Annotated in this window: 24 protein-coding genes and 1 pseudogene; 13 read left to right on the top strand and 12 right to left on the bottom strand. The window is 49.4% G+C overall.

Translation table 11 applies throughout. The annotated features are described in order from the left end of the window. On the top strand, nt 1-544 hold a 544-nt coding region (locus IXB28_RS14580; protein ID WP_407659209.1), incomplete at its 5' end, for a WD40 repeat domain-containing protein. 284 nt (nt 545-828) lie between these two features. On the opposite strand, the gene IXB28_RS14575 is transcribed toward IXB28_RS14580, so the two are convergent. Continuing rightward, entirely contained in the window at nt 829-981 is a 153-nt protein-coding gene (locus IXB28_RS14575) for a lipocalin/fatty acid-binding family protein (RefSeq protein WP_215619320.1), read from the bottom strand. A 408-nt stretch (nt 982-1,389) separates the two neighbouring features. Here IXB28_RS14575 and IXB28_RS14570 point away from each other — a divergent pair, with 408 nt between their 5' ends. The 3 genes from IXB28_RS14570 (at nt 1,390) to ypfJ (ending at nt 6,900) form a co-directional block, all read left to right on the top strand. Further along, on the top strand, nt 1,390-4,932 hold the full coding sequence (locus IXB28_RS14570) for a DNA polymerase III subunit alpha (protein ID WP_215619319.1): 3,543 nt from the start codon (nt 1,390-1,392) through the stop codon (nt 4,930-4,932). Nucleotides 4,933-5,120: 188 nt separating this feature from the next. After that, complete coding sequence (locus tag IXB28_RS14565) at nt 5,121-5,882, top strand: lipase family protein (RefSeq protein ID WP_215619318.1); 762 nt, start codon at nt 5,121-5,123, stop codon at nt 5,880-5,882. Between the two features lie 163 nt (nt 5,883-6,045). After that, the gene (gene ypfJ, locus IXB28_RS14560) at nt 6,046-6,900 is read left to right on the top strand and encodes a KPN_02809 family neutral zinc metallopeptidase (protein ID WP_215619317.1); all 855 of its coding nucleotides are present in this window, start codon (nt 6,046-6,048) and stop codon (nt 6,898-6,900) included. Nucleotides 6,901-7,021: 121 nt separating this feature from the next. On the opposite strand, the gene IXB28_RS14555 is transcribed toward ypfJ, so the two are convergent. From IXB28_RS14555 to psbH, 6 genes are all read right to left on the bottom strand, one after another. Continuing rightward, nucleotides 7,022-8,134, bottom strand: coding sequence for an S-(hydroxymethyl)glutathione dehydrogenase/class III alcohol dehydrogenase (locus IXB28_RS14555; RefSeq protein WP_215619316.1), 1,113 nt, complete (start codon nt 8,132-8,134; stop codon nt 7,022-7,024). A gap of 108 nt (nt 8,135-8,242) precedes the next feature. Further along, the gene (locus tag IXB28_RS14550; protein WP_215619315.1) at nt 8,243-8,896 is read right to left on the bottom strand and encodes a hypothetical protein; all 654 of its coding nucleotides are present in this window, start codon (nt 8,894-8,896) and stop codon (nt 8,243-8,245) included. Beyond that, complete coding sequence (locus tag IXB28_RS14545; protein WP_215619314.1) at nt 8,893-9,549, bottom strand: ParA family protein; 657 nt, start codon at nt 9,547-9,549, stop codon at nt 8,893-8,895. The genes IXB28_RS14550 and IXB28_RS14545 overlap by 4 nt, the downstream gene beginning before the upstream one ends. Before the next feature lie 168 nt (nt 9,550-9,717). Next, on the bottom strand, nt 9,718-10,347 hold the full coding sequence (gene pth, locus IXB28_RS14540; protein ID WP_215619313.1) for an aminoacyl-tRNA hydrolase: 630 nt from the start codon (nt 10,345-10,347) through the stop codon (nt 9,718-9,720). A 121-nt stretch (nt 10,348-10,468) separates the two neighbouring features. Continuing rightward, the gene (locus IXB28_RS14535) at nt 10,469-10,777 is read right to left on the bottom strand and encodes a TatA/E family twin arginine-targeting protein translocase (protein ID WP_215619312.1); all 309 of its coding nucleotides are present in this window, start codon (nt 10,775-10,777) and stop codon (nt 10,469-10,471) included. A gap of 227 nt (nt 10,778-11,004) precedes the next feature. Then, the gene (gene psbH / locus IXB28_RS14530) at nt 11,005-11,208 is read right to left on the bottom strand and encodes a photosystem II reaction center phosphoprotein PsbH (RefSeq protein WP_215619311.1); all 204 of its coding nucleotides are present in this window, start codon (nt 11,206-11,208) and stop codon (nt 11,005-11,007) included. Between the two features lie 76 nt (nt 11,209-11,284). Between psbH and psbN the strand changes: the two genes are divergently transcribed. The 7 genes and pseudogenes from psbN (at nt 11,285) to sigC (ending at nt 18,776) form a co-directional block, all read left to right on the top strand. Beyond that, the gene (gene psbN, locus IXB28_RS14525; RefSeq protein ID WP_006516770.1) at nt 11,285-11,416 is read left to right on the top strand and encodes a photosystem II reaction center protein PsbN; all 132 of its coding nucleotides are present in this window, start codon (nt 11,285-11,287) and stop codon (nt 11,414-11,416) included. A gap of 316 nt (nt 11,417-11,732) precedes the next feature. Beyond that, the gene (rpsP, locus tag IXB28_RS14520) at nt 11,733-11,981 is read left to right on the top strand and encodes a 30S ribosomal protein S16 (protein WP_023071405.1); all 249 of its coding nucleotides are present in this window, start codon (nt 11,733-11,735) and stop codon (nt 11,979-11,981) included. A 128-nt stretch (nt 11,982-12,109) separates the two neighbouring features. After that, a pseudogene (locus tag IXB28_RS17105) lies at nt 12,110-12,292 on the top strand (KH domain-containing protein); the annotation flags it as partial. 97 nt (nt 12,293-12,389) lie between these two features. Next, entirely contained in the window at nt 12,390-12,521 is a 132-nt protein-coding gene (locus IXB28_RS16850) for a hypothetical protein (RefSeq protein WP_274609703.1), read from the top strand. 123 nt (nt 12,522-12,644) lie between these two features. Beyond that, nucleotides 12,645-13,598 carry a PhoH family protein gene (locus IXB28_RS14510; RefSeq protein WP_215619309.1) on the top strand — a complete coding sequence of 318 codons (954 nt, stop codon included), beginning with the start codon at nt 12,645-12,647 and terminating at the stop codon, nt 13,596-13,598. Between the two features lie 75 nt (nt 13,599-13,673). After that, the gene (locus IXB28_RS14505; protein ID WP_215619308.1) at nt 13,674-16,916 is read left to right on the top strand and encodes a DEAD/DEAH box helicase; all 3,243 of its coding nucleotides are present in this window, start codon (nt 13,674-13,676) and stop codon (nt 16,914-16,916) included. Between the two features lie 582 nt (nt 16,917-17,498). Further along, nucleotides 17,499-18,776, top strand: coding sequence for an RNA polymerase sigma factor SigC (gene sigC, locus IXB28_RS14500; RefSeq protein WP_274609700.1), 1,278 nt, complete (start codon nt 17,499-17,501; stop codon nt 18,774-18,776). A gap of 360 nt (nt 18,777-19,136) precedes the next feature. Here sigC and IXB28_RS14495 read toward each other — a convergent pair whose 3' ends face one another. Together IXB28_RS14495 and IXB28_RS14490 are read right to left on the bottom strand one after the other, a co-directional pair. Then, nucleotides 19,137-19,301, bottom strand: coding sequence for a hypothetical protein (locus IXB28_RS14495; protein ID WP_215619307.1), 165 nt, complete (start codon nt 19,299-19,301; stop codon nt 19,137-19,139). Nucleotides 19,302-19,439: 138 nt separating this feature from the next. Further along, the gene (locus IXB28_RS14490; protein WP_246559796.1) at nt 19,440-20,069 is read right to left on the bottom strand and encodes a phosphoribosylanthranilate isomerase; all 630 of its coding nucleotides are present in this window, start codon (nt 20,067-20,069) and stop codon (nt 19,440-19,442) included. Nucleotides 20,070-20,405: 336 nt separating this feature from the next. Between IXB28_RS14490 and IXB28_RS14485 the strand changes: the two genes are divergently transcribed. Together IXB28_RS14485 and IXB28_RS14480 are read left to right on the top strand one after the other, a co-directional pair. Then, nucleotides 20,406-21,602 carry a site-2 protease family protein gene (locus tag IXB28_RS14485; protein WP_215619305.1) on the top strand — a complete coding sequence of 399 codons (1,197 nt, stop codon included), beginning with the start codon at nt 20,406-20,408 and terminating at the stop codon, nt 21,600-21,602. A gap of 594 nt (nt 21,603-22,196) precedes the next feature. After that, entirely contained in the window at nt 22,197-23,309 is a 1,113-nt protein-coding gene (locus tag IXB28_RS14480) for a CHASE2 domain-containing protein (RefSeq protein ID WP_215619304.1), read from the top strand. A 52-nt stretch (nt 23,310-23,361) separates the two neighbouring features. Here the strand turns inward: IXB28_RS14480 and IXB28_RS14475 are convergent, their stop codons facing one another. From IXB28_RS14475 to folE, 3 genes are all read right to left on the bottom strand, one after another. Then, a complete protein-coding gene (locus IXB28_RS14475) occupies nt 23,362-24,066 on the bottom strand; it encodes a lipoate--protein ligase family protein (RefSeq protein ID WP_215619303.1) in 705 nt (234 codons plus the stop codon). Nucleotides 24,067-24,102: 36 nt separating this feature from the next. Next, a complete protein-coding gene (locus IXB28_RS14470) occupies nt 24,103-24,573 on the bottom strand; it encodes a YbjN domain-containing protein (protein ID WP_215619302.1) in 471 nt (156 codons plus the stop codon). Between the two features lie 294 nt (nt 24,574-24,867). Next, nucleotides 24,868-25,566, bottom strand: coding sequence for a GTP cyclohydrolase I FolE (gene folE, locus IXB28_RS14465; RefSeq protein WP_215619301.1), 699 nt, complete (start codon nt 25,564-25,566; stop codon nt 24,868-24,870). Between the last annotated feature and the right edge of the window lie 40 nt (nt 25,567-25,606).

The raw sequence follows: 25,606 nt of genomic DNA, 5'->3' as shown, positions 1-25,606 counted from the left end.
TGCCGATGGCACCCAGGTGGTGACGGCTTCAGATGATGGCACAGCGCGGCTGTGGGACCTGCAGAGCGGCGAGTCCACCGCATTGGAGGGCCATGAAGGCGGTGTCTTTCACGCCAGTTTTAGTGCCGATGGCACCCAGGTGGTGACAGCTTCAGAGGATGGCACAGCGCGGCTGTGGGATCTCAAGGGACGGCAGCTAGCTATTTTTCAAGGTGACTCCGCGACTCTGAGCCCCGATGGTCAGCGAGTGGCCACGGTGCAAGATGGCAGGGTCAAGATCCACGACCTTGCCACACTCTCCGAACGACTCACCTGGGGCTGCCAGTGGCTCGACAACTACCTCAAATATGGCCCAGCCACCGATGCCGACCGTGCCGCCTGCAACTTGCCACCCCGAGACGACAGCCCCCAGCCCGATACCGTCTCTTCTGCCGACACATCAGCTACCCTTACCGTCAGCCCCTTCGTCAGCGACATGGTCCACAGGGCAATGGTTGACACATCATTTTTCACAGGCAAAAAGGCAGGGCATACCGACACTTAAAGCTACAGCAGGATAACCTTTCCCCTCCTGGGAGGGGCGAAGGGGTGGGTTGGCCACTGGCGCAAGAGATCGAAACCCACCCCGCCTCCGGCACCCCTCCCAAGAGGGGAAGGATCGGTGCATTGCTGACAATCAACCACGGCACCCAGGCTTGGGCAGCAGTATCATCCCTCCCAGTCCTCCAGCTGCAGCCCTTGAATACGCTGAAATTCGCGAGTATTGTGAGTCACCAAAATCAACCCATTGGCAAGTGCAAATTTAACTATTGGTATCCAGCAAATACCTCATTCCATTAGATCCCAACAACGTTCCTCATATTCCCCTGGCTGATCTCGCACCAGTGGCATTCCTTCCCAAGCACCAGCAGTCTTGGCCAAGAAATTATCTAATGCTTCGGTGCCCTCTGTCGTCGAAATATTTTCAGATCTGACAGCCATACCAGGCACGGCCTCCTCAGCTAATACCTCAGCTGCTGGCTGAACTACCAGAACGATATCCAGCATTTGATTACGTAACCCAATGGGAATATCCAAACGAAGAACCCCATCAGCCCCTACATGGGATTTCAATGTCAATGTTTGCATAGCGATTCCAGACCAGGATGACGTTAGCTACTTTCCATCCTAGCTAGAAATATTGACCGCGTTAGAGTTTGCAATCCCTGAGAGGACAAGCACAATACTTTTAACGCACCATACGACTACAAAATCATTCATTAAATTCACTAGATATAGCGCTATAAATCCGTTAATCTTGTAATCCAGACTCTACAGCTAGTGGCCAACCCAACGCTTCAGGTTACACAAACTGTATAGTATACTTGTACTAAAAGCGGGCGCTTAACTATGTCCTTTGTCGGTCTGCACATCCACAGCGATTACAGCTTGCTCGACGGAGCCAGTCAGCTAACACCGCTGGCCGAAAAAGCCGTCGAGATGGGTATGCCCGCCATCGCCCTCACCGACCACGGTGTCATGTACGGAGCCATCGAACTGATCAAAACCTGCAATAAGGTCGGCATTAAGCCCATCATCGGCAATGAGATGTACCTGATCAACGGGGACATCACCAAGCAAGAAAAACGCCCCCGCTACCACCAGGTCATCCTGGCCAAAAACACCCAGGGCTACAAAAACCTGGTGAAACTCACCACCAAGTCCCACCTGGATGGTGTCCAGGGTCGCGGCATCTTTTCCCGCCCCTGCATCAACAAAGACCTGCTGGAGCAATACCACGAAGGTCTGATCGTCACCAGCGCCTGCCTCGGGGGTGAAGTGCCCCAGGCGATTATGCAAAACCGCTTGGATGTGGCCTACCGCGTCGCCAAGTGGTACAAAGACCTCTTCGGCGAAGATTATTACCTGGAAATCCAGGACCATGGCTCCCCCGAGGACCGCATTGTCAATGTGGAAATCGTGCGCATCGCCCGCGAGCTGGATATCAAAATTATCGCCACCAACGACTCCCACTTTATTTCCTGTGTGGATGTGGAGGCCCACGATGCGTTGCTGTGCATCCAAACCGGCAAGCTAGTTACCGAAGACAAACGCCTGCGCTATAGCGGCACCGAGTATCTAAAATCCGCAGATGAAATGCGTCGCCTGTTCCGCGATCACTTGCCCCAGGATGTGATCGACGAAGCTGTTGTGACTACGCTGGAAGTTGCGGAGAAAATTGAAGAGTATGACATTCTGGGCAACCCCCAGATTCCAAATTTCCCGGTGCCCGAGGGGCATACGGGGGAAACCTACATGGCCAAGGTTTCCCGCGATGGTCTGCTGGAACGGCTAGAGCTGGAGTCCTATGATGATGCGCCCCAAGCCTATAAGGACCGGCTGGAATACGAAATCCAGATGATGCACCAGATGGGTTTCGCCACCTACTTTTTGGTGGTGTGGGACTACATCAAGTTTGCCCGCGATACCAAAATTCCGGTGGGACCGGGGCGGGGTTCGGCGGCGGGGTCCCTGGTGGCCTACTGCATGGGCATTACCAACATTGACCCGGTGCACCATGGCCTACTGTTCGAGCGATTCCTAAATCCTGAGCGGAAGTCTATGCCTGACGTGGATACCGACTTCTGCATTGAAAAGCGGGAGAAGGTGATCGAATACGTAACTGAAAAGTACGGCAAGGACCACGTGGCCCAGATCATTACCTTTAACCGCATGACCTCCAAGGCGGTACTGAAGGACGTGGCCCGCGTGTTGGATATTCCCTACGGTGAGTCCGACAAAATGGCGAAGATGATCCCGGTGGCTCGGGGTAAGCCCACCAAGCTGAAGGTGATGATCGACCCGGAGAAAACGCCGGAGAAGGCGTTTCAGGAAAAGTATGCCAGCGGCGACCTGGTGCCTGGAACGGCGGTTACCTTCCAACGATGGCTGGATATGGCCATCACCATTGAGGGCACCAACAAAACCTTTGGTATGCACGCGGCGGGGGTGGTGATTTCGGCCAAGCCCCTGGATGAGCTGGTGCCGCTCCAACGCAACAATGACGGCGCGGTAATCACCCAGTACTACATGGAAGATGTGGAAGCGGTGGGCCTATTAAAGATGGACTTTTTGGGTCTGCGCAACCTCACCATGATCCAAAAGGCGGTGGACTATGTGGAGCAAACCTGTGGCGAAACCTTGGATATGGATAAGGTGGCCTATGACGACCCGGAAACCTACAAGCTGCTGAGTCGCGGTGAGCTGGGCGGCGTGTTCCAGCTGGAATCGTCGGGCATGCGCCAAATTGTGCGGGACCTGAAGCCCGACGGGTTGGATGATATTTCGTCGGTGCTGGCGCTATATCGCCCTGGCCCATTAGATGCGGGGCTGATCCCTAAATTTATTAACCGCAAGCACGGTCGCGAGCAGATCGACTACCCCCACGAGCTGATCCAGCCGATTTTGGAAGAGACCTACGGCATCATGATCTTCCAGGAGCAGATCATGAAAATTGCCCAGGATATGGCCGGTTACTCCCTGGGAGAAGCAGACCTGCTGCGTCGGGCCATGGGTAAGAAGAAACAGTCGGCGATGGATATGCACCGGGGTAAATTCATTGAGGGTTCCATGGCCAATGGCGTTCCGCAAAAGACGGTGGAAGCGCTGTGGGACCAGATGGTGAACTTTGCCCAGTATTGCTTTAACAAAAGCCATTCCATGGCCTATGGCTATGTCACCTACCAGACGGCCTACCTGAAGGCCAACTATCCGGTGGAGTATATGGCGGCGCTGCTGACGGCCATCAGCGGCGACCAGGATAAGGTGCAAATGCACATTGGCAACTGCGTCAGCATGGGCATTGAGGTGCTACCGCCGGATGTGAACCGTTCGGGGGTGGACTTTACGCCGGAAAATGACTGCATTTTGTTTGGGCTGTCGGCGGTGCGAAATGTGGGTCTGGGGGCGATTGAAACGCTGATCCAAAACCGGGAGGAGGATGGGCCGTTTACGTCGTTGCCGGAACTGTGCGATCGCATCGATCTCCGTGCCGTCAACCGCCGCGCCCTAGAAGCCCTGGTGCACTCCGGAGCCTTGGATAGCCTCAACAACAACCGCCAACAGCTCAACGCCGATTTAGAATTCGTCGTCGACTGGGCCCAGTCCCGCGCCAAAGATCGCGAAATTGGCCAGGGCAACATCTTCGACGTGATGATGGGCAGTGTCGACACCAACAGCCAGACCGACGGCAATAATGCCACCGCCTACGAAGCCGCCCCCAAGGCCCCCGCCATAGAAGACTACGATCCCCAAGAACGGCTGCGCCTAGAAAAAGAACTACTGGGCTTTTACATTTCCGACCATCCCCTCAAAGCCGTACAGCGCCCGGCGCGCATTCTCGCCCCCATTAGCCTCGGCGAACTGCACGAACAGCCCGAAAAACTCACCCTCAGCGCCATCGTCATGGTCAGCGCCATGAAACCCATCACCACCAAAAAGGGGGACAGCATGGCCGTATTACAAATCGAAGACCTTAGCGGCCAGGCCGAAGCCGTTGTTTTTCCCAGGTCCTATGCCCGCATTGGCATGCACATCAAAGCCGATGCTCGGCTTATGATTTGGGGCAAAGCAGACCGCCGCGACGATCAGGTGCAGTTCATTGTGGATGATGCCGAACCCATCGAGGACGTCAAACTGGTCACCATCGAACTGCCCCCGTCTATTGCCGGGGATATCGTCCAGCAAAACCGTCTGCGCAACGTGATTCAAAATCAGCAAGGGGAAGACAAGCGGGAAGCTCGGGTGCCCGTAGTGGCCATGATTACCCACAAAGGCCATCGCCAGGTAGTGCGCCTGGGGGCTCAGTTCCGGGTAAAGGATCCCAACGAAGCCGTATCGGCACTGAAAGCCGCAGACTTCAAGGCCAAAGCAGCGCCCCTAGTAAGTGCCTAGTCTCGGCCAAACATGGGTCAACCGTCTCACCATTTCCCATAGGCTGAGCTGGTCGCAGCCCATTCCCACCCTAACGCCAATCTTCCAACTGGACCGCACCCTAGCCCCCTTAACTTTTATCACCGACTAGTTCCGGTGTTCAGACTCTACGGCACACTGAGCCCATAGGGTTAAGTTGACCTAGATATATGACTAATTCAATAGACTATAAAACAGCACTACGCTGCGCCTATCTATCCAATGAAGTCTATAAGGAGTTTGACGAGCAGCTTAGGTTTAGCAGCCTACCCAACACCGTTCCAAAACTCTTAGAAAATAAATCTACCGATACCCAGGTCGCCATACTCGAAAATGAGGCAACCAAAAACAGCTATATCGTCTTTCGCGGCAGCAATGCCGATCGAGACTGGCTGACCAACTTAGATTTTGCTCAATGGTCCGCCGTCACCGATGCCGTCCTCAAAGAGAAAGAACTGGATTATCCAGAGGCCTATGGCAAATCCAACACCGGAGTCAAACTCCATCGGGGTTTTATCAAAGCGTACCTAGCGATCCGTTCCGACATTCACACCATCGTCCAGGCCAGTTCTGCCACCCGCTGGATCATCACCGGCCATAGCCTGGGCGGCGCATTAGCCAAACTTTGCGCGGTGGACCTGCAGTACAACTTTAGCGACCAAACATCGACCGAGGTGTATACCTTTGGCGCTCCCCGCATTGGCAATCAGGCCTTTGCCGCTTCCTACAATCGTCGCGTACCCAAAACGTACCGCTTCGTCAATGGCAACGACATTGTTTGCGCCCTGCCTCGCCGTTGGCAGCGCTACCGCCATGTCAACCAACGCATCCGTTTCCAGGTGCCCCTGAGTTGGGACTACATTGTCGGCAGCTTACAAGACCACCGTATCGATCGCTACATCACCAAGCTCAAAGAACGTCGTGACAGTTAGCCATGGGTCACCAACAGTACATTGCACTGGCCGAATAATAAGAGATTCCTAGGCTTCAACCATGGAAGAAAAGACGATGGTATATTCCGTATAAGTACCTGGTACTCATCGTTTGAATCGTTTCAATGCCTGCGACGGCACACTGAATAACTGAGGAATAGCTATGAAGAAAACAGGGCGGCGTAGCAGCAATATCGATGATCGCCGTGGCAGCAATAGTTCGCTTGTCGTTGGTGGCGGTGGCTTAGGGGCTCTAGTCTTCGCAGTCATAGTCACCCTACTCACAGGTGATCCAGGACCGATTTTGGATCAAGTCGTGCAAGCTCCTAGCCAGCAAAGACCGACACAGTCACAGCCTTCTTCTCCCGAAGAGGAAGCCCTGGCAGATTTTACCTCCGTGGTACTAGCTGATACGGAAGACACCTGGAATACCATTTTTCAGCAGCAAATCGGTCAAGATTATCCCGAACCCACATTGGTGCTCTATTCGGGTTCCACCCAGTCAGCCTGTGGTTTAGGTCAGGCCGCCATGGGTCCGTTTTATTGCCCAGCAGACCAGCAAGTCTATATCGACCTCAGTTTTTATAACGATCTCAAACGGCGCCACCAGGCCCCTGGCGACTTTGCCCAGGCCTATGTAATCGCCCACGAAGTTGGCCACCATGTTCAGAATGTCCTGGGCATTTCTAACCAGGTAAGGGGGTTACAGAGCCGAGCGAGTAAGTCCGAAGCCAATCAGCTATCGGTGCGATTAGAATTACAGGCCGATTGTTTTGCTGGCGTCTGGGCCAATCGTGCCGATAGAGCCCGCGACATTTTAGAACAAGGCGATATTGAAGAAGCCCTCAATGCGGCCAGCCAGATTGGGGATGATCGTCTACAGCAGCAGTCCCGCGGGGTTGTCGTACCTGAATCCTTCACCCACGGTAGCTCTGCCCAGCGCATGCGCTGGTTTAAGCAGGGCTTAGCCACCGGTGATATTGAACAGTGCAATACCTTTGCCACCAATCAGATCTAAGGCTCGGTATTCGGTCTGATGAATAGCTGAGATTCGCAAGGGTCCGAGTTACAACAAATAGCCAAAGTCCCCTCCAAGGACTTTGGCTATTTGTTTAGTGGGTATTGCGATCGCAAAATCCCTAATCAAACGTAATTACACTGCGAATCGAAGTGCCTTCATGCATTACCTCAAACGCATCATTAATCTGATCCAAAGGAAATGTATGGGTAATCAAATCATCAATATTGATCTTCCCATTCATATACCAATCCACAATCTTAGGCACATCAGTACGGCCCTTAGCACCCCCAAAGGCAGATCCCTTCCACACCCGACCTGTCACCAACTGAAAAGGCCGAGTGGCAATTTCTTGACCAGAGGCCGCCACACCAATGATGATGCTCTCGCCCCAACCCTTGTGGCAACATTCCAGCGCCTGGCGCATCACTTGCACACTGCCAATACATTCAAACGTATAGTCAGCCCCGCCCTTAGTCAGCTCCACCAAATAAGGAACCAAATCCCCCTCAACTTCCTTAGGGTTCACAAAATGGGTCATCCCAAACTTTTCAGCCAGAGCCTTTTTACCAGGGTTAATATCCACCCCAATAATCATATCGGCCCCCACCAAACGACATCCCTGGATCACATTCAAGCCAATGCCACCCAGACCAAACACAATTACATTGGCCCCCGGCTCCACCTTAGCCGTATTGATCACCGCACCAATGCCAGTGGTAACACCGCAGCCAACGTAGCAAACCTTATCAAAAGGCGCATCTTCTCGAATTTTTGCTAACGCAATTTCAGGCACCACCGTGTAGTTGGCAAAGGTAGACGTGCCCATGTAGTGATAAATAGAGTCTTCGCCCAAACGAAAACGACTAGACCCATCTGGCATAAGACCCCGTCCCTGGGTAGAACGAATGGACTGACACAAATTCGTCTTACCACTCAGACAATATTCACAGGCCCGACATTCAGGCACATAGAGCGGAATTACATGGTCACCGGGCTTCAGGCTGGTCACCCCTGCCCCCACATCGACCACAACACCCGCACCCTCATGACCTAAAACCGCAGGAAATAACCCTTCTGGATCTTTGCCTGAAAGCGTATAGGCATCGGTATGACAAACACCCGTGGCCTTAATCTCAACTAGGACTTCCCCATCTCGCGGACCATCTAGTGTCAAGGTCTCTATCGTTAGTGGCTGCCCAGCCTGATGAGCAACGGCGGCACGCACATCCATAGACCATACCTCTGCACAATTTCCTCTGCCACAGTAGAGGATCACGGCATTAGTGGACCTGCACGTTATTCAACCGTAAAAAAACGCTATGAGAGTTTATCAGGCTAATTAATCGACCCAGCCAATGTCATCGTCCGAAAGCATGCTATTGTGCTCGCCCCGCTGAATGGCATATTCCGGAATAGACTTATAGCTCCTAGGAGGCCGATTGCGCAAACTTAAAGTACTGCGATTGGTGGCCAAGTCAGCCCCATGGACTACCTGGGTCTTGGGAGCAGCTTCTTCCTCTTTCTCAGCTTCAGCTGCCTGCTCCTTCGCTTGAGCCGCAGTAATTTGGCGAATAGTCTCTTTGGCTGTCTCCAATTCTTCAGTGACTTTCGCTAAGACATCAGATTTTTCCACCACCGACTTTTTAGAACCTTCCAGTTCATCTTTAAGTTCAAAAATTCGATTTTGGTGTGTCTTAAGATCGTCTTGCAACCCCAAGATCTGATCTTGAGCCTGCTTTAAAGACGACTCTAAATCGCCTATTTTTTTCTCTAATGCCGCACTACCATCAGCCTTGGCTGATTTTTCTTTAGCTGCAGTTGCAGCTGATTTAGTCGTAGCCCGCTTGCGAGAACCGCGACCAGCCGCTGTTTTACTGGCAGCTTTCGGAGTTTCGGCTTTGGTCTGTGGCGCGTCTTCTACTGGTGTTGGCTCAACCTGGTTGGACTTTTCTACTTCTTCTTTAAGCAGGTCGGCAATGCGTTTCTTCGTCATAATCGTTTCCAGTCCCTTAGGACTTCAGCAGCAACTCGATAATAATCAGCCTGAGCTTCCTGAGCGTTAGGGCCTTTCCATTGACTAATAGCGCAACCTTCCATAGCAGCTCGCTCATGAGCCTTATACGTCCGAATGTAGGTTTGAAAAGCAGAAATATCCAACTTTTCCAACATCGTTTGAGCTTCTTGCGCCTCCTTTAAACTACGGGAATCAACCTTCGTCAGCAATACCCGATGAAAAACCCCCGAAGGTTTCACAAGCTTTTTAACAGTATTTATCAATGCCGTTACATCCATGGGCGCTGGTGGCGTTGGTAACAATAAATAGTCTGCTAACGCTAGAACGACACCTAAAGATTCAGAATGCAGTGCTGGTGGGGTATCCACCACAATGAGTTCGTAATCGGTTAACGCTTTCAACTGCCTTAAAGCGTTAATATCGGTCTCATGGGAAAAATCAAAGGCCTGATGAACCCGCTCTAACCACCAAGTCGCAGAACGCTGGACATCACTATCTAACAATAAAACACGTCGATCTTCTGCAAAAATCGCCGCTAAGTTTACAGCGGTCGTCGTTTTCCCGACGCCTCCCTTACCATTCAGCACTACGAGTACTTTGGGAGATGCTTGTTTATCTTTTTCCTTTGGCACGGCTAAAACAACAAAAGCACTATTGTCTAATGGTTGATGATTACCAAAAGTGCTGCTGCTGATTGAAGAAAGACATCGCTCAGCAAATGAGACTTTAGGAAATACTTCTTTAAAATAAAATCATACTGAGGATGAGAATGTCTCAAACATCACTCGATTAATGCCGCCTTACACTTCAACCTGGCGACCATTGTAAAGATTCATGGCTCGTTCAATACCTTTACGAAGGCTAAATTCCACGGCTTCACCCGCAAAATCAATGGAAGCATTCACAACCTTACGCTCATCCGGCGCAAATTTGCCTAACACATGGCCCACCACGGCACCACCAGGCTGTCCCGCCGCCTGGTCAGCACGACTGATTCCCAGACGCAAACGGGGAAAATCCTGGGTACCTAAATGGGAAATAATTGACTTCATGCCATTGTGACCACCGGCAGAACCTGACAGGCGCAGCCGGAGCTTACCAATGGGCAAATCCATATCGTCGTAAATCACTAATACGTCAGCAGCCGTTAGCTTATACCAATCCAAAACAGCCCTGACCGATTGCCCAGAGCGATTCATATAGGTCGTCGGCTTTAGCAAAATCAAACGATCCCCAGTGCCTAAGCGAAATTCGCCAAAATTTCCATGAAAGCGCTTATTTTCAGTCAGCTTAACTGACCACTGAGCAGCCAAGTGATCAATCACTTCAAAACCGACATTGTGGCGTGTGCGATCGTACTTTTGACCTGGATTCCCTAAGCCGACTAATAGCTTTGGCACATACGGAGCAGAAACCTCAAGAGTCGCCATGAATGGAATTTTTAGATAAGTAAAGCTCTTTAAACGCTGAATCAACCAGCCAGGTGCATCTGAATTAGCGAAGTCACAGGACAGCTACGCTCCACCCTAGCCTAGTCAAAAATGATGCAATCTAAGCTGTTTCATCTGCCGCAGCTTCTACATTTTCAGGCTCTTCCTCTTTAGCTTCGTCTGTTTCAGGACGCAAAGCCTTAGGCTCAGTGGGCTCTAATGTTGCCTTAATGGGCTCAGTAACTACTTTTTCAATACGTTCTGCTTCTTTTTTGAATTCATCTTCGAATTCCTTAGAAGCATCTTGAAAACCTTTTAGTGCCTTACCAAGACTGCGGCCAATTTCTGGGAGTTTCTTTGGACCAAAGACCAACAGGGCTACCATCATAATGAGGGCCATCTCTGGCAAGCCAATACCAAAAATATTCATGAGGTAAACTTCTTCTCGCTAACGCTGACTGCTGTAATAAAGTCCAACAGGTCGCCATACTTTCTGGAAAACTCCAGAAGCGACTGCCCTATATATCCACTACATTACTGAACGGAGGGCGCAGGTGTACACCTACTCCCTCCGTTCAAATTTCACGCTGATTATCAGCTATGCCAAATGACATCTGCAATTAGATAAATGCCAAGGCATAGAGAAAGCGTGACCGACTAGAAGCTCAAGCTACGCCAGTCAACATCAACACCTTGAATCTGAATAGAACTATTGTAAAGCTGCAGAATAATTAGCAGGAAGACAAGAAAAAGTCCCATGAACACTCCCATTAAAGGAGTTGTACCCCAACCAGGAGTGACTTTACCGTATTCAGAATTCAGAGGTTTTAGCAGGTTTCCCAACCGAGTTTGCTGTGCCATGGGCGTATATACCTTAAGGTCACTTTATAATCTGTAATATCATAGATTTTACATCCTCTAAGCCTTAAAAGATCCTATGGATTCCGCAACAGTTCTTATTATTTCAGTTGGCGCCATCGTTATTGCCTTTACAGGACTTGCGATATACACAGCTTTTGGGCCTCCGTCCAAACAGCTTGCTGACCCCTTCGATGATCATGAAGATTAATTAATTACTCAGGCTGGCACTCTTGGTTTTATAAGCGGTTCGCTCATCTTATGAGCGGTGAGCGCATCTCAGTCATCAGCTGTTAATCATTGCCTAATGGTTAGCTTTGCCCCAGGGCTAAAATAGCTTGGGTGCCGGTCCCAGGAACTTATTGCAATAGCATTGCGGATAATTCAACTTCAGGGTGTTAGAATTAAGTGCTCTGATGAGCTATAAGGTGTCGATGGACAACATATAAAGCCATCCGCAAGGTTTTGGCGAAGCGTTGTATCAGACACAGCCCATATATTTTCGGACAGACCGTTTCAACACAACTATGATCAAACTGCGACTGAAGCGTTACGGCAAAAAGCGTGAGGTGAGCTATCGGATTGTGGCTATGAATAGCCGAGATCGCCGTGATGGTCGCCCACTGGAAGAATTAGGTTTCTACAACCCCAGAACTGACGAAACTCGCTTGGAAGTCCCTGCGATTGTGAAACGTCTTAAGGAAGGTGCTCAACCCACTAAGACTGTGCAGCGGATTTTGGAAAAGGCCAACGTGTACGAGCAGCTTAAAGCGTAGTAAAAAATTGAGCACCATTTAGATGCCCAGTGGCCGCTTTTGAGCAAGGAAACGCTGTTAAGTATTTTTTTGTTCCTAATGGTCTCTTTTATCGCTATATCTATTATGCTGCTCCTGAACGTTAGAAGGTGACTAATGTGCCTGACTTTGAAGCCCTAGTTCGTTTTTTGGTTACTCCTTTCCTGGAGACTCCAGATGCCCTGAGATTGGATTTTGAGCCGCTGTCAGATGGACAGCGGCTTTGGATTCGAGTTGCTTTTGATGGGGAGGATAAGGGGCGAGTGTTTGGCCGAGGCGGTCGCAATATTCAAGCGATTCGCAAAGTATTGAAAGCGACTGGCGCTTTGCACAATTGCTCAGTGCATTTCGATGTTTATGGCGAATCCAGTCAAGATGCTGGCGATGGGCATGATCGTCCACGGTCTAGAGGTGGACGCGGAGGTGGACGACCCCGACGTGGGGGTGGACGCCCCAGTCCCAATCGAGGACCTAGACGGCACCAAGGACATGATGCTTAGCGCGCATTACTATATTTCTTAGACATTAGTCAGCAAAAGTTTTTGACGGTAAGGCAATTCACAAAGTCGAGAGCCTTTAAAGACTTTCACTGGTTTTAAACACTGTTTTTCTAAATTTTCAGTGGTGGCAAAATAAATCCGTTATATGGAAAGTGCCTTCACATTTGAATTTGATTCGGCTGAACAGGCTATGGCCATGGCCGGATATCAAGAAGATGCTATTAAGCGTCTGTCACAGCAAACGGGAGCCAAACTGGTGATGCGTGGCACGACGTTGTTGATATCGGGTACTGCTAGCCAGATCGACCGTTCTCAGCGTCTGGTGAATGCTTTGAAGTCAATTTGGTCCCAGGGGCAAACTGTATCAATAGCAGACGTAATGACTGCCGTTCATGCCTTGGATACCCATCAAGAGGATGATCTTGGGCAACTTCATGGAGATGTCATTGCCCGCACACGACGGGGCGAAACTGTTCGAGCAAAAACGTTTAGACAGCGTAAGTACGTGAGTGCTTTGCGTAGTCGGGATTTGATTTTTTGCACCGGTCCAGCGGGTACGGGGAAAACGTTTTTGGCGGCCATGGTGGCTGTTCAGGCATTGTTAGAGCAGCAGTACGAGCGGTTGATTTTGACTCGACCGGCCGTGGAAGCAGGCGAAAATTTGGGCTTCTTGCCGGGTGATCTCCAACAAAAGGTTGATCCGTATCTGCGCCCTCTATACGACGCTCTCCATGAACTCATTGACCCTGAACGCATTCCTAGCCTGATGGAACGAGGGGTGATCGAAGTCGCGCCGTTAGCGTATATGCGGGGACGCACCCTCAGTAATGCGTTTGTGATTTTAGATGAAGCTCAAAATACTACGCCTGCCCAGATGAAGATGGTACTCACCCGCTTGGGCTTTAAGTCACGCATGGTAGTGACCGGAGATATTACCCAAACGGATCTACCTAATATGCGTCAATCTGGATTGGCAATGGCGATCAAGGTGCTGAGGGGAGTGGATGGCGTAGCATTTTCAGAATTAACGAAAGCAGACGTGGTGAGACATCCTCTAGTGCAGAGGATTGTCGCAGCTTATGAAAAGCATGAGATGTAGCTATTAGATAGTTCTAGATACACTCAACACACTCTGACCATAGATTTTCAAGGGTACTGAAAACGGCGTTAGATTATGGCGATTCTGCACGGTAGTTGGCTTCCTGAACAGCAACGTTTCTTTGTCTGGGCTGAAACATGGCGCAGGCTAGAGCATCTCGCTGCAGCAAACAACGGCATGTCTTTGCATCCTTATTGTTTGACGGTAGATGAGTTTAAGGAACTACCCGATGCAGAGGAGGGCATTAACTTAAAGCCGCTGACAGCGCGTTTAGCCTCCCGTTGGCAGGACCATGTTGTGGCAGTACCGACAGTGCTTGAGGATGGTGGCCCACACTACCCGCAACTTTCTGGCCAGGCCCCAGCTGATGAGCAAGCTTCGGCGGATATCGCACTGCATCCATGGCGTGTGTCTGGGGTGATGCTGCCCACGTTGGTGGCGTTAGAGCTCTTGACCAGCTTACCCTTAGGCGCTGATGCCAGTATGGTGGGTGGCGATCTACGCTATTGGTCCCACATGGCTCGTTGGAGTTTGGATTTGATGGCACGGGGTAAGTTTGTGCCCGCAGTGAGTGCGGATGGTAATGGCGCGATCGCAGCTTGGCAGCTACTCCTCAACAGCGCCGTTGACCAAGGTAGACTGCGTCAATTTGCTGACCGCATGCCCCTCATCTGCCGGCTCTACCAACCCCTGCCCGCCCCAAAAAAGAAAACTAAAACCGCAAGCAAAACCACCAAAACCGCAAAATCCACCTCCAAAACCAAAACCAAAGCCAAAGCAACCAAAGACAGCGCAGCAGAACCCGCCCTAGCCATTCGTTTTCCCAACGACTCCCCAGCGTTACTCCAAAGTTTCTTAGCCAGCATGGTTTCTGGGAAAGTGCGCGACCTATCCCAAGCCCAGCCGTTGCCAGCCAGTGCCCCCCTCAGCAAAGATTTGCCCCTGCGTGAGTGGGTGGGAGCATTGACCCAAGACAAAAAGAAACGATTTAACTCAACCCCCGCTGGCTTAGTTCGCCTCAATGAAGCCCTGCATACCTGGACGGCCCCCCTACAAAATCTCACCGCGGAAACCCTAGACTCATTACACGTGGGTTTTCAACTGATGCCTCCCCCCAGTGGCGAACTCAACTGGGCCCTACATTACCGACTAGAAGCCTCCGATGATGACCACTTTTGCCTGGAGGCCCCAACCATCTGGCAACATCCAGTAGACCAGCTAGACTACCGGGGCCGCACCGTCGACGCCCCCCAAGAAAAACTCTTGGCCGGTCTCGGTAGAGCCGCTCGTTTATGCGCGCCCATCAAAAACACCCTCAACGAACCAAATCCCAGTCTTTGTACCCTAGACCCTATCCAAGCCTTCGAATTTATCAAAGCGACGGCCAACCGGCTCCAGGACAACGGGTTTGGCGTTACCCTACCCGATAACCTGGTGGATCCCACCAAGGCCAGCGCCAGCCGCCTGGGCCTCAAGGTGAAAGCCATGGCCCCACCCCGAAAACAGCAGCGCTTGGGCTTACAAAGTCTGCTGAACTTTGAGTGGGAGCTTTCCATTGGCGGGCAAAACGTGAGCCAAACAGAATTTGAACAGCTGATTGCCCAGCAAAGCCCCTTGGTAGAAGTCAACGGTCAGTGGGTAGAGCTCCGCCCCCAAGACGTCAGGGCAGCCCAGTCATTTTTCACCAGCGACCAAAGCAAAAACAAACTCTCCGTCGAAGACATGTTGCGCATCAGCAGCGGCGATGGTCAGCTAATCGACAAACTGCCCGTGGTCGCCTTTGAAGCCTCCGGCAAGCTCGATGAATTAATCACCACCCTCACAACGGGCAACCAAAGTCTAGAAGAATTGGACGAACCCGACGGGTTTAAAGGCAAATTACGTCCCTACCAGGCCAGAGGTGTGTCCTGGTTATCTTTCCTAGAGCAATGGGGGTTGGGAGCCTGTTTAGCCGATGATATGGGTTTGGGGAAAACCATTCAGCTGATTGCTTTTCTGCTTAACCTCAAACAGCAAGACCTGCTCACCAGGCCAATCCTCCTAGTCTGTCCCACCTCGGTGCTCAGCAATTGGCAAAGAGAGGTCAAAAAATTTGGGCCAGACTTAAACAGTCTGATCTATCACGGCGATAAGCGGTCAAAGGGAGCAACCTTTGTTAAGCAAGCCCAGACAACCAACTTAATCATTACCAGCTATACCCTGGTTTATCGCGACCTCAAAGAACTTAAGAAAGTTGAATGGCAGGGTCTAGTCCTAGACGAAGCCCAGAACATTAAAAATTCCGATGCCAAGCAATCCAAAGCAGTACGGGAATTAGAAAGCGACTTTCGCATTGCCCTCACCGGTACTCCGGTAGAAAACCGGTTGGCGGAGCTATGGTCCATCATGGACTTCTTAAATCCCAATTATTTAGGCCCCAAAAACTTTTTCCAGCGACGGTTTGCCACCCCCATTGAACGCTATGGCGATACCGATTCACTACGGACGCTGCGGGGTTTGGTGCAACCCTTTATCCTCAGACGTTTGAAAACCGATCGCAGCATCATTCAAGACCTGCCCGAAAAACAGGAAATGACTGTGTTCTGTGGTCTATCAGCAGAACAGGGTCGTCTCTACCAAAAAGCGGTAGATGAAGCTTTGGCCGACATTGATGCAGCCGATGGCGTGAAACGTCGGGGCATGATTCTGGGCCTGCTAGTGAAGCTGAAGCAAATTTGTAATCACCCAGCTCAGTATCTAAAACAGGCCTCCCTAGGTAAACAGCGTCGCTCAGCCAAGCTACAACGCTTGAATGAAATGCTAGAGGAAGTCATTTCAGAAGGGGATCGGGCGCTGATTTTCACCCAGTTTGCCGAATGGGGCAATCTACTCCAGGCACACCTAAAAACGCATTTGGGCGAAGATGCACTGTTTCTCTATGGCAGCACGTCCCAACCGGCCCGTGAAGCCATGGTGGATCGTTTCCAACATGATCCCAATGGCCCCAAACTATTCATCCTTTCGCTCAAAGCAGGCGGCGTAGGCCTTAACCTCACCCGCGCCAACCATGTTTTTCACTTCGACCGTTGGTGGAACCCTGCCGTAGAAAACCAGGCCACTGACCGAGCATTTCGCATTGGTCAGACCCGTAATGTCCAGGTTCACAAGTTTGTCTGCAGCGGCACCCTAGAAGAACGCATTAACGACATGATTGACAGCAAAAAGGCCTTGGCAGAGCAGGTGGTAGGTGCCGGAGAGCAGTGGCTCACAGAACTGGATACAGACCAATTACGAGAATTATTGCTGCTTGATCGCAAAGCCGTGATTGACGAAAGTTAGGACCAACCTCCGTACCCAATTGTTACAAAAGATACAAACTTTAAAATGATCATGCAGGGGCCAGCTAGTCTAACTGTCCGTACGTAAAGCCGACGTAATAAAACTGCTTGAGAGAATGAAATATAAGTAATGTTTCCTAGCCCGAATCCTTTGGTAACAAGAGTCCTGGAGGCTGGGAAAAACCTTGGCATTCCAGGCCTAGGAGCTGTCAACCGTGGCGAATTCATCAGGAGTTTTTCCCAGAACCTGTGCCACTGAAAAACCTGGACTAATCCTGATGGAGGGGTGCAAGGACGGTTGATATGTAGTTAGATATGGTCCTCGACAAAATCATTAGGTGCTGTCGATCGGGAATTGGTTAGCAAAGTGATGTAGATCCTAGTGTCATCTTGATATGAGTCACTTGGAGACCAACCACACACCTCTACGCTAAGTATGGGTGCGTCGGTCTAGCTCCTAAGGTTCTTACTCAGAGCAACCCCCAGTTTTACAGATTGTTCTCCCGGTCTCTTTGGTCGGGAACACTACATCTACGAGGGCTAGACGGCCTTGACTGTTCTTAAAGCTACACCGCCCATGGTTATGGATGCAACGTCTTATCAACCCAATGCAGATGCTGATTCGGTAGCCCCCAGCTCTGTTGCTGTCGCTAGTGCTAATTCCGGCAAGGAAGAGCCTAGTGATACCGATATTAAAATGCTGCTCTCAAAAGATGAGGATAGTAGTACTACAGTAGACAATTTGGACGTTGATAAATTGGCGGTAGCCCCAGGGCGTCGTACCACCGATTTGGTTCGTCTATATCTCCAGGAAATTGGCCGCGTTCGTCTACTAGAAAGAGATGAAGAGGTTGCAGAAGCTCAGTTAGTGCAAAGCTACATGAAGCTTCTAGAACAGCGGAAAGAATCAGCTGAAGCTGATGATGCTGTCCTGGCTACCTATGTTTTAATTCTGGAAAACCGCGATCGCATGACTGCCCAGCTAGGGCATCGTCCATCGCTCGAGCGTCTTGCCACGGCATGCAACATTGAATCCACAGAATTAAAACCTAGCCTACAAGCAGGCAAGCGTCGCTGGGCCGAGCTGGTAAATATGCCTGTGGAAGAATTGGACGAAGCCTGCCATGAAGGCATTCGAGCCAAAGAACACATGATCAAGGCCAACCTCCGCTTGGTGGTCTCCGTTGCCAAGAAATATCAAAACCGTGGCCTAGAGCTCTTAGATTTAATTCAGGAAGGGACATTAGGTCTAGAAAGAGCGGTAGAAAAATTTGACCCAACCAAGGGTTATCGCTTTAGTACCTATGCCTATTGGTGGATTCGTCAGGGCATTACCCGGGCAATTGCCACCCAAAGTCGTACCATCCGACTCCCCGTTCACATCACCGAAAAGCTCAATAAGATCAAGAAAGCTCAGCGTAAAATTTCCCAAACCAAAGGGCGCACTGCCACGGTGGAAGATATCGCCCGCGAGCTAAAAATGACCGCACCTCAAGTGCGTGAAGTGCTGCTCAAGGTACCCCGCTCTATTTCCCTCGAAACTAAAGTGGGCAAAGAGCGCGACACTGAGCTAGGAGACCTCCTAGAAACCGATGCCCTGTCTCCTGAAGAACTCGCTGTTCGTGATGCTTTGCGGCGAGACCTACATCAGCTCTTAGCTGACCTCACCACCCGTGAGCAAGAAGTCATTCGCCTCCGATTTGGCCTGGGTGATGGCGTGCCCTACTCCTTGGCCGAAATTGGTCGCACATTGGAGCTTTCCCGTGAGCGCGTTCGCCAAATTGAGTCTAAAGCACTGCAAAAGCTACGCCAACCCAAGCGCCGTAATCGTATTCGCGATTATCTAGAGGCCTTGAGCTAGTGGTAAACCTCCTTCCATAAGACATCCCGAAACATCCATACACAGCAATTTTTTAGCCGGTAATGCAAGCATTACCGGCTTTTTTATACCCACTAAGGAATGGCAATTAAATAACGTCCAACTTTGCCGGACTAACTCCGAGGGAGACGTTGCACGAACGACTCCGCTTAGTCCTCTGTGGCTAGCGGTGACAATTATGGATTTAATTGATTGCGTTTTCCTAACGACAACCAGCAAATAGCAGGCAACCAGCGTCCCAACGCCAATTAATGTATTGGCTCGGCGATGCACAAAAAAGCCAGCAGTGGGAACTGCTGGCTGGACAGGAGTAATCGCTGGAACAGGAAATCGCTTTCCTCACTAGCAAAGATGGTCAAAGAGAACAGCAGCAACAGACGCAAAAGCCGTGATGCCTAAACCAACAAACGGATCTTGACCTTGGCTAACAGCAAATGATGTAATAACACCTGCCCCAAGGGCAGCTATCACAAATGCGCCTAACCAATCTTTTTGAACATTATGCATAGGATGCAGCTAGGACATAGGAGTGTAACGACTAAGATCAACGTAACACTAGGCCCCGCCTCCCATGAAGCTAGGGCTACATTCTGTAACCAAGGTTCAAGCTCGGAGATGTTTTGTTACAAAAGCACCACCGCATGACTAAGGGCATGCCCTCAACACATCGAACAACTGGGCGACCTTAGTCAGGTTTTTATCCCCCGGCGCATTTTCCACACCACTGGATAGATCAATGCCATCCGGTGACAGCAGTGACAGGGCATGACCAATATTGGTGGGGCGTAGCCCTCCGGCTAAGAACCAGGGTCGCTGAGGCCGAAACGACTGTAATGATTGCCAATCTAAGGTGTGGCCAGTGCCGCCCAACTGCTCAGGATGATAGGCATCTAACAAAAAGGTATCTACATAGGGAACGTAGGCCTGAACTTGATTTAAATCTTCTGGGCTGCGGATACGTAAGGCTTTAATCAGTTCCACCCCAGGCAAGGCCCCCCGGACGGTCTGGCAATCCTTGGGGGATTCTTGGCCATGGAGCTGTACACCATTCAAATTCCCTATTGCAACGGTTTGTTGAATGGTGTCTAGGGATGCATTGGCAAACACACCAAACCGATCGACATCGGGTAACGTCTGCACAATCTGGCCAATGGTTTCAGGTGCAACATAGCGAGGGGATTGTTTCACACAGATAAACCCCAATACCGATGCGCCCATATTGGCGATCGCAACGGCTTGAGCAGACTGAGTTAGGCCACAGATTTTTACACGCATAGTCAATAAGGCTAGGCTGATGTTCGTTTAATGGTTGCTCGGATGTGTCGCCAAGGAGCCAAAATCACTGGCCGAATCATCGCCGAAATCAACCTAGACAATAATAAAGATTCGGAAATCCAGTAACGCCATTGACAACCCCCATCATTACAATGAAGGCAGTTCTTGGAATAAGGTCCATCCTAGTAAATGCATTTACTATGGAGAAAAGCTAATAATTGAAACTGCTCAATCTTCTTGGACACAAGCGAATTGTTCAGGATGTGGATAACGTTTACTAGGAATAGTTAATAACCCCGTCCCTAGTATTTCTAGGAGTTTTAAAGGTATATCACTATGCAATCCGGTTGGCGCGTTGGCGCAATTTTCGGCATCCCCCTTTTCATTGATACGTCGTGGTTTTTTATTGTCCTACTAATGACGTTTGCCTATGGCAGCGATCTCCTAGGCGATGGATTTCCCTTCCTGCTATCGGCGGTTGTGGGTCTAGTGATGGCACTGCTTTTATTTGGTTCAGTGCTACTCCATGAACTGGGACATAGTTTGGTAGCGCAACGCCAGGGAATTCAAGTGAATTCCATTACCTTATTCTTATTCGGTGGCATTGCATCTATCGATAAAGAATCCAAAACACCTGGTCAGGCTTTTCAGGTTGCGATCGCAGGACCACTGGTTAGTTTTTTCCTCTTCTTACTCCTATCCGTCATCGCCCAAGTATTACCAGCCCAGCCCATTGCAGCCCTAATGTTAGGCAGAATTGCCGACATTAACCTTGTCCTCACCCTGTTTAATCTCATTCCAGGCTTACCACTCGACGGAGGACAAGTCCTCAAAGCTGCCGTCTGGAAACTAACCGGTAGCCGTGCTCAAGGAGTACGCTGGGCGGCAAGGGTCGGACAACTCTTAGGATGGACAGCCATTACCATCGGCATCTATACCTATCTATCAACACAACAATTCCAATTCCTATGGCTATCACTACTCGGCTGGTTTGCCATCCGCAATGCAGGTGCCTACAACCGCGTCAGCGACCTACAAGATGCCATTGGTAGTCTAAAAGCCAAAGATGCCAGTGTGCGCGAATTTAAAGTCATCGACGCCACCATGACGCTACGGGCATTTGCCGACAATCAAATCCTAGATGAAGAAAAATCCATAGTTTATTTTGCAGCCTCTAACGGTCGCTATCGTGGCATGGTTTCCCCCAAGGATCTTCGCCAAATAGAACGCAGCCAATGGGAAGAACTGACCCTCGAAAACATCGCCCATCCCCTACTGGACCTCCCCCACGTTCGCGAAGAAACCCCTTTATCCAAAGTCATTACCGACCTAGAAGAAAATAGCTTACAGAGCATCACCGTCCTATCGCCCGCAGATGCCGTCGCTGGTACCATCGACCGAGGGGATGTTGTGCGCGCGCTAGCTAAACGTCTCAACTTTCCAATCTCAGAAGCAATTATCGACCGCATTAAAGAAGAAGGAGCGTATCCCTCAGGTCTACAATTAGCAGCCATTGCCCGAAATTCTGAGTAACCATAGCCTAACTGCTCAGCATTAGCTCCACTCAAAAAACTTGCCCAACACGCATCAACGAGGGCCACATCCATTTATCAGGCTGTGGCCCTCGTTGATTGTTCATCATGCAACCAATTAACCCATCATCTCCATCAGCAATCCGTTTGATCTGCTTAGGCCTCGAAACCATTACATTTTCACAACCAAAACAAATACCCAAAATCCATCCATCGCAGATGATTTCTTAAAGCCAATAATCAGAGCTTAGAAACATTCCAACGTCCAAGCAAATACGATCAAACAAACACATAAAATTGTCGATCCAACAGAAACTCAGCCCCTCACCATGGCCATAAAAGAGATTTTTTAAGCAATTTGTATGACTACACGATCAATTCTCTTTCTCAATAGCCCAACATGGATGTATAGACATTAGGCACCCCAGGTTTTTCAGATGGCTCATATCAAATTCCGTGATTTGTCCATTGGTTAGAAACCAATGTGGCAGTTAACGTATTGTCATACACACACAAAAAGCGCCCTGAATTATAAAGCTGTTCCTCTCTATCAAGTGCTATGAAAAATGGGTTACGAAAATTTGGGTGGCGTCTCATGCCAGGCTTCTTGGCAGCAGGATTAACTCTCGTAGCTTCTCATCTAGGCATGTTGCAACCTGTCGAACATGGTGCCTATAGTGCTTTATTTCATATTAGAGGGGAACAACCTTGGGAAGATGAAGTAGCTGTCATTGAAATTGACGAAGCCAGCTTAAACGCCATAGGCCCCTTTCCATGGCCTCGCCATCATTACACGGATCTAATTAAAGCGTTAATGGATGCCGAGCGCAGCATCATTGCTTTTGATATCTTATTTGCTGAATCCAGCAGAGATGACACAGAACTTGCACAAGCAATGGCTGCTCATGGCAATGTGATTCTAGCAACAGCTTGGGATCCCCAAGGCGGGGTAATTGGTCCAAATGCAAGCGTCATGGAAGGGGCCCGATCAACCGGTCATATTCACAATCAAGCCGACCCAGATGGCATTACTCGCTCTTACCAATCCAAGGTCAATGGAACATTGGCTTTAAGTATCACAGCCGTTCAGCATCATCGCCAACAATCGTTCTCACATTTCTTGCCAGATAATCCTAATCAAGACCTCTGGCTAAACTGGAGAGGGACATCACACAACGCACCCAGATACTCTTTTATTGACGTCCTATCCGGCAAAGTTTCCGCAGAAACATTTAGTAACAAAATTATTTTTGTTGGCTATACCGGTCAAGGGCTAGATACTATGACTACCCCTTACAATCACTCTCTCCCTACAGCGGGCGTATATCAACATATTGTTGCCGCAAATAATCTCTTAGCCAAAGATCACCTCAAGCGACTAACCTTACCTGTGGGACTGTTACTTGTGGTCAACAGTTCTCTATTTGGCTACCTCTTATTCAATCGTCGATTCTCTCAACAGGTGCTAATGAACCTCATTTTGATTATCGGATGGGGCGGAACCGTAGTAATTGCCTTTGAATATGATTATTGGCTTCCCATAGTCATGCCAGTCATGGCCGTTACTACAACGACTAACTTTGTCAAACTTGCAGAGCATATTCTTCAACTAAAACGACCAAGCCGACGTAACACAATCACGGATGGCTCGTCTCACTCTACGAACAAAAATGAAGCTGTGTCAAAGCACCCAGTTAGCAGCTACTAAACATCCCCGCTGACAGAACGGATGGCGCTAATTGTTCAATAACGCTGCACCGTCATACTTTTGATCGAGCCATACTCCAGGAACAAGCCTGGCTTATTTCTTGAGGTGACAATGGCTGCAGTTCAAACTCAATCTCAAATACACGCTTTGCTGCTGCTATAAGCACCATAACTAGATCAGCAGGCTTAATCTTCTTCAAGGCACTTGGGGGATATATCGAATCCCCAAAAACAGCCTTTACTAAATCAGGTTCAGGGCACAGTCGCATTGAGCCATGCTGCAAAACACAACCATCACGATACAACTGAGCACTGCCAATCAACTTATAGCCATCTTCCATGACTAAATCAGCCGCAGTGGATGCGCTAAAACAATTTACAGATCGATGATAACGACGATTCTCTCCCCCTAGAGATAAATGAATGCCTAAATCTCGCCAACCTTCGATCAAAAACTCGCACAAATACTTATAGGTCTCACGACGTCGGCCACTTAACGGAGAAGATACTAAGGCATACGTCAAATCACCTTGATGCAATACGGCTCGACCACCGCTTGGGCGCCTCACTATATCAATATCTTGACCATCCCACCGCAGAGAATCCCAGGAGTGCGGATATCTGTGCTGATGATATCCCAGGGAAATAGCAACCGGTTGCCACGAATAAAATCGTAAACATGGTAAGCCGACTCCGAGGCGATGTTGCTCTAATAACCACTCATCAATAGCCATCTGATTAAAACCAGAAGCTGCCATCGGAGAAATCAGCCGCCACCTTGTATTCACAGACGATTAAGCCGGATACTTCTCTTTCAATACATCGTCCATGTCATCGGCAATAGTCGCCACAATAGTCATTAACCTAGAAATTTCACCAGGATTAATATCAGCCAAAATTCTACTGGCCAAAATCAGCACATCTTGATTCGATATCCCAAAACAAGCTTCCAACGTTGCCCCACAGTTCATCGCTAATAACTCTTGCATAAGGGCCAATTCATTCGCGACTGGCAACTTCAGCAAAGGAGACCAAACCGTTAAGGTATCTTCGTCAGAAACTCCAGTTAATTGGACATAGACCGTCACACTGCCATAAGTAAACTTCCAAAGATAGCCATCATCTTCATCATGACTAACCATGGCATCTCCGCCCTGATCTAAGCTGGCAATGACAGTTTCAATGATGTCGACATGACTGGCTTGAAAGCTTTCGGAACCAACATTAATGGTTTCACCAGCGGTTTCAAAATTCAGGGAACTCATGGACCCTACTTACTCCTAAGAAATTAATATACAGTCAAGGACTGTGAAGAAAAAATCGACATTGAGACAAAATACAGCTTTCTAACTTAGAAAAACCGCTTAATATAAATCCCAACGGCAAATGCTCACCTTAATGTACCTCTGCTTTTTTAAGAGAAAGTGTAGCGCAACTATTTTGTCAAATTTCTCTACAGTTTTGCCAATGCCTTACTGATGTAAGACAGCAAGTAGAGATCAGAACATTCATGATGTGATCGAAAATGCTACTGAAACTCTACCAACTACCGTTAGAGCCTAGTAATTCGAGAATGCTGGCTGATGTCGAATTAAACTGAGAAATTCTTCACGGGTTTTTTGATCGTCCTGAAAAACACCCAACATGGCACTCGTCACTGTCCAAGAACCGGGTTTCTGCACACCTCGCATTGCCATACACATATGACTAGCTTCCATCACCACAGCAACACCCTGGGGCTCCAAGATTTCACTAATTGCCTCAGCTACTTGACGAGTCAATCGCTCTTGGACTTGCAAACGTCGAGAATACATTTCAACAATACGAGCAAGCTTACTTAATCCCACAACTTTCTGATTGGGAATATAAGCAACGTGAGCTCTACCCATAAAAGGCAACATGTGATGCTCACAAAGGCTAAAGAAATTAATGTCTCTCACCAACACCATTTCGTTATGACCTTCGTCAAAAATAGCGTTGTTAACAATAGTATCTAAGGACTGTGTATACCCTTGCGTCAGAAAGCGCATTGCCTCAGCCACACGCTTAGGTGTTTTTAACAGGCCTTCGCGGTCGGGATCCTCACCTAACTCAGAAAGCATAGTATGGACAGCATCCATCAGCTTCGCATTATCCTCAGAAGGTTGATGCATCGATGCATCGTGCCCTTTGGACGTCGAGCGGTCAGGACGCACAACGGACTCTAGAGACTTACCATTCAGTAAGCCGTTTGTGGAACCATTTGTTGAAATAACCATGGTGTGGGTAAGTAAAGTTACAAGTAATCAGCAAAATTTA

This window comes from Leptothoe kymatousa TAU-MAC 1615, from assembly GCF_018739865.1.
Taxonomy (GTDB): domain Bacteria; phylum Cyanobacteriota; class Cyanobacteriia; order Phormidesmidales; family Phormidesmidaceae; genus Leptothoe; species Leptothoe kymatousa.
Note: the sequence above shows the minus strand (reverse complement) of the source record. Positions and strands in the feature narration are given on the sequence as shown.

Bases quoted from the DNA above. Each gene is read 5' to 3' on its own strand.
- psbH (WP_215619311.1), bottom strand. From the start codon at position 11,208: ATGGCACAGCAAACTCGGTTGGGAAACCTGCTAAAACCTCTGAATTCT.
- psbN (WP_006516770.1), top strand. From the start codon at position 11,285: ATGGATTCCGCAACAGTTCTTATTATTTCAGTTGGCGCCATCGTTATT.
- IXB28_RS14565 (WP_215619318.1), top strand. From the start codon at position 5,121: ATGACTAATTCAATAGACTATAAAACAGCACTACGCTGCGCCTATCTA.
- IXB28_RS14555 (WP_215619316.1), bottom strand. From the start codon at position 8,134: ATGGATGTGCGTGCCGCCGTTGCTCATCAGGCTGGGCAGCCACTAACG.
- rpsP (WP_023071405.1), top strand. From the start codon at position 11,733: ATGATCAAACTGCGACTGAAGCGTTACGGCAAAAAGCGTGAGGTGAGC.
- IXB28_RS14535 (WP_215619312.1), bottom strand. From the start codon at position 10,777: ATGAATATTTTTGGTATTGGCTTGCCAGAGATGGCCCTCATTATGATG.
- IXB28_RS14570 (WP_215619319.1), top strand. From the start codon at position 1,390: ATGTCCTTTGTCGGTCTGCACATCCACAGCGATTACAGCTTGCTCGAC.
- IXB28_RS14485 (WP_215619305.1), top strand. From the start codon at position 20,406: ATGCAATCCGGTTGGCGCGTTGGCGCAATTTTCGGCATCCCCCTTTTC.
- IXB28_RS14470 (WP_215619302.1), bottom strand. From the start codon at position 24,573: ATGAGTTCCCTGAATTTTGAAACCGCTGGTGAAACCATTAATGTTGGT.
- ypfJ (WP_215619317.1), top strand. From the start codon at position 6,046: ATGAAGAAAACAGGGCGGCGTAGCAGCAATATCGATGATCGCCGTGGC.
- IXB28_RS14550 (WP_215619315.1), bottom strand. From the start codon at position 8,896: ATGACGAAGAAACGCATTGCCGACCTGCTTAAAGAAGAAGTAGAAAAG.
- IXB28_RS14490 (WP_246559796.1), bottom strand. From the start codon at position 20,069: ATGCGTGTAAAAATCTGTGGCCTAACTCAGTCTGCTCAAGCCGTTGCG.
- IXB28_RS14575 (WP_215619320.1), bottom strand. From the start codon at position 981: ATGGCTGTCAGATCTGAAAATATTTCGACGACAGAGGGCACCGAAGCA.
- IXB28_RS16850 (WP_274609703.1), top strand. From the start codon at position 12,390: ATGATCGTCCACGGTCTAGAGGTGGACGCGGAGGTGGACGACCCCGAC.
- IXB28_RS14495 (WP_215619307.1), bottom strand. From the start codon at position 19,301: ATGCATAATGTTCAAAAAGATTGGTTAGGCGCATTTGTGATAGCTGCC.
- pth (WP_215619313.1), bottom strand. From the start codon at position 10,347: ATGGCGACTCTTGAGGTTTCTGCTCCGTATGTGCCAAAGCTATTAGTC.
- folE (WP_215619301.1), bottom strand. From the start codon at position 25,566: ATGGTTATTTCAACAAATGGTTCCACAAACGGCTTACTGAATGGTAAG.
- IXB28_RS14480 (WP_215619304.1), top strand. From the start codon at position 22,197: ATGCCAGGCTTCTTGGCAGCAGGATTAACTCTCGTAGCTTCTCATCTA.
- sigC (WP_274609700.1), top strand. From the start codon at position 17,499: ATGGATGCAACGTCTTATCAACCCAATGCAGATGCTGATTCGGTAGCC.
- IXB28_RS14510 (WP_215619309.1), top strand. From the start codon at position 12,645: ATGGAAAGTGCCTTCACATTTGAATTTGATTCGGCTGAACAGGCTATG.
- IXB28_RS14475 (WP_215619303.1), bottom strand. From the start codon at position 24,066: ATGGCAGCTTCTGGTTTTAATCAGATGGCTATTGATGAGTGGTTATTA.
- IXB28_RS14505 (WP_215619308.1), top strand. From the start codon at position 13,674: ATGGCGATTCTGCACGGTAGTTGGCTTCCTGAACAGCAACGTTTCTTT.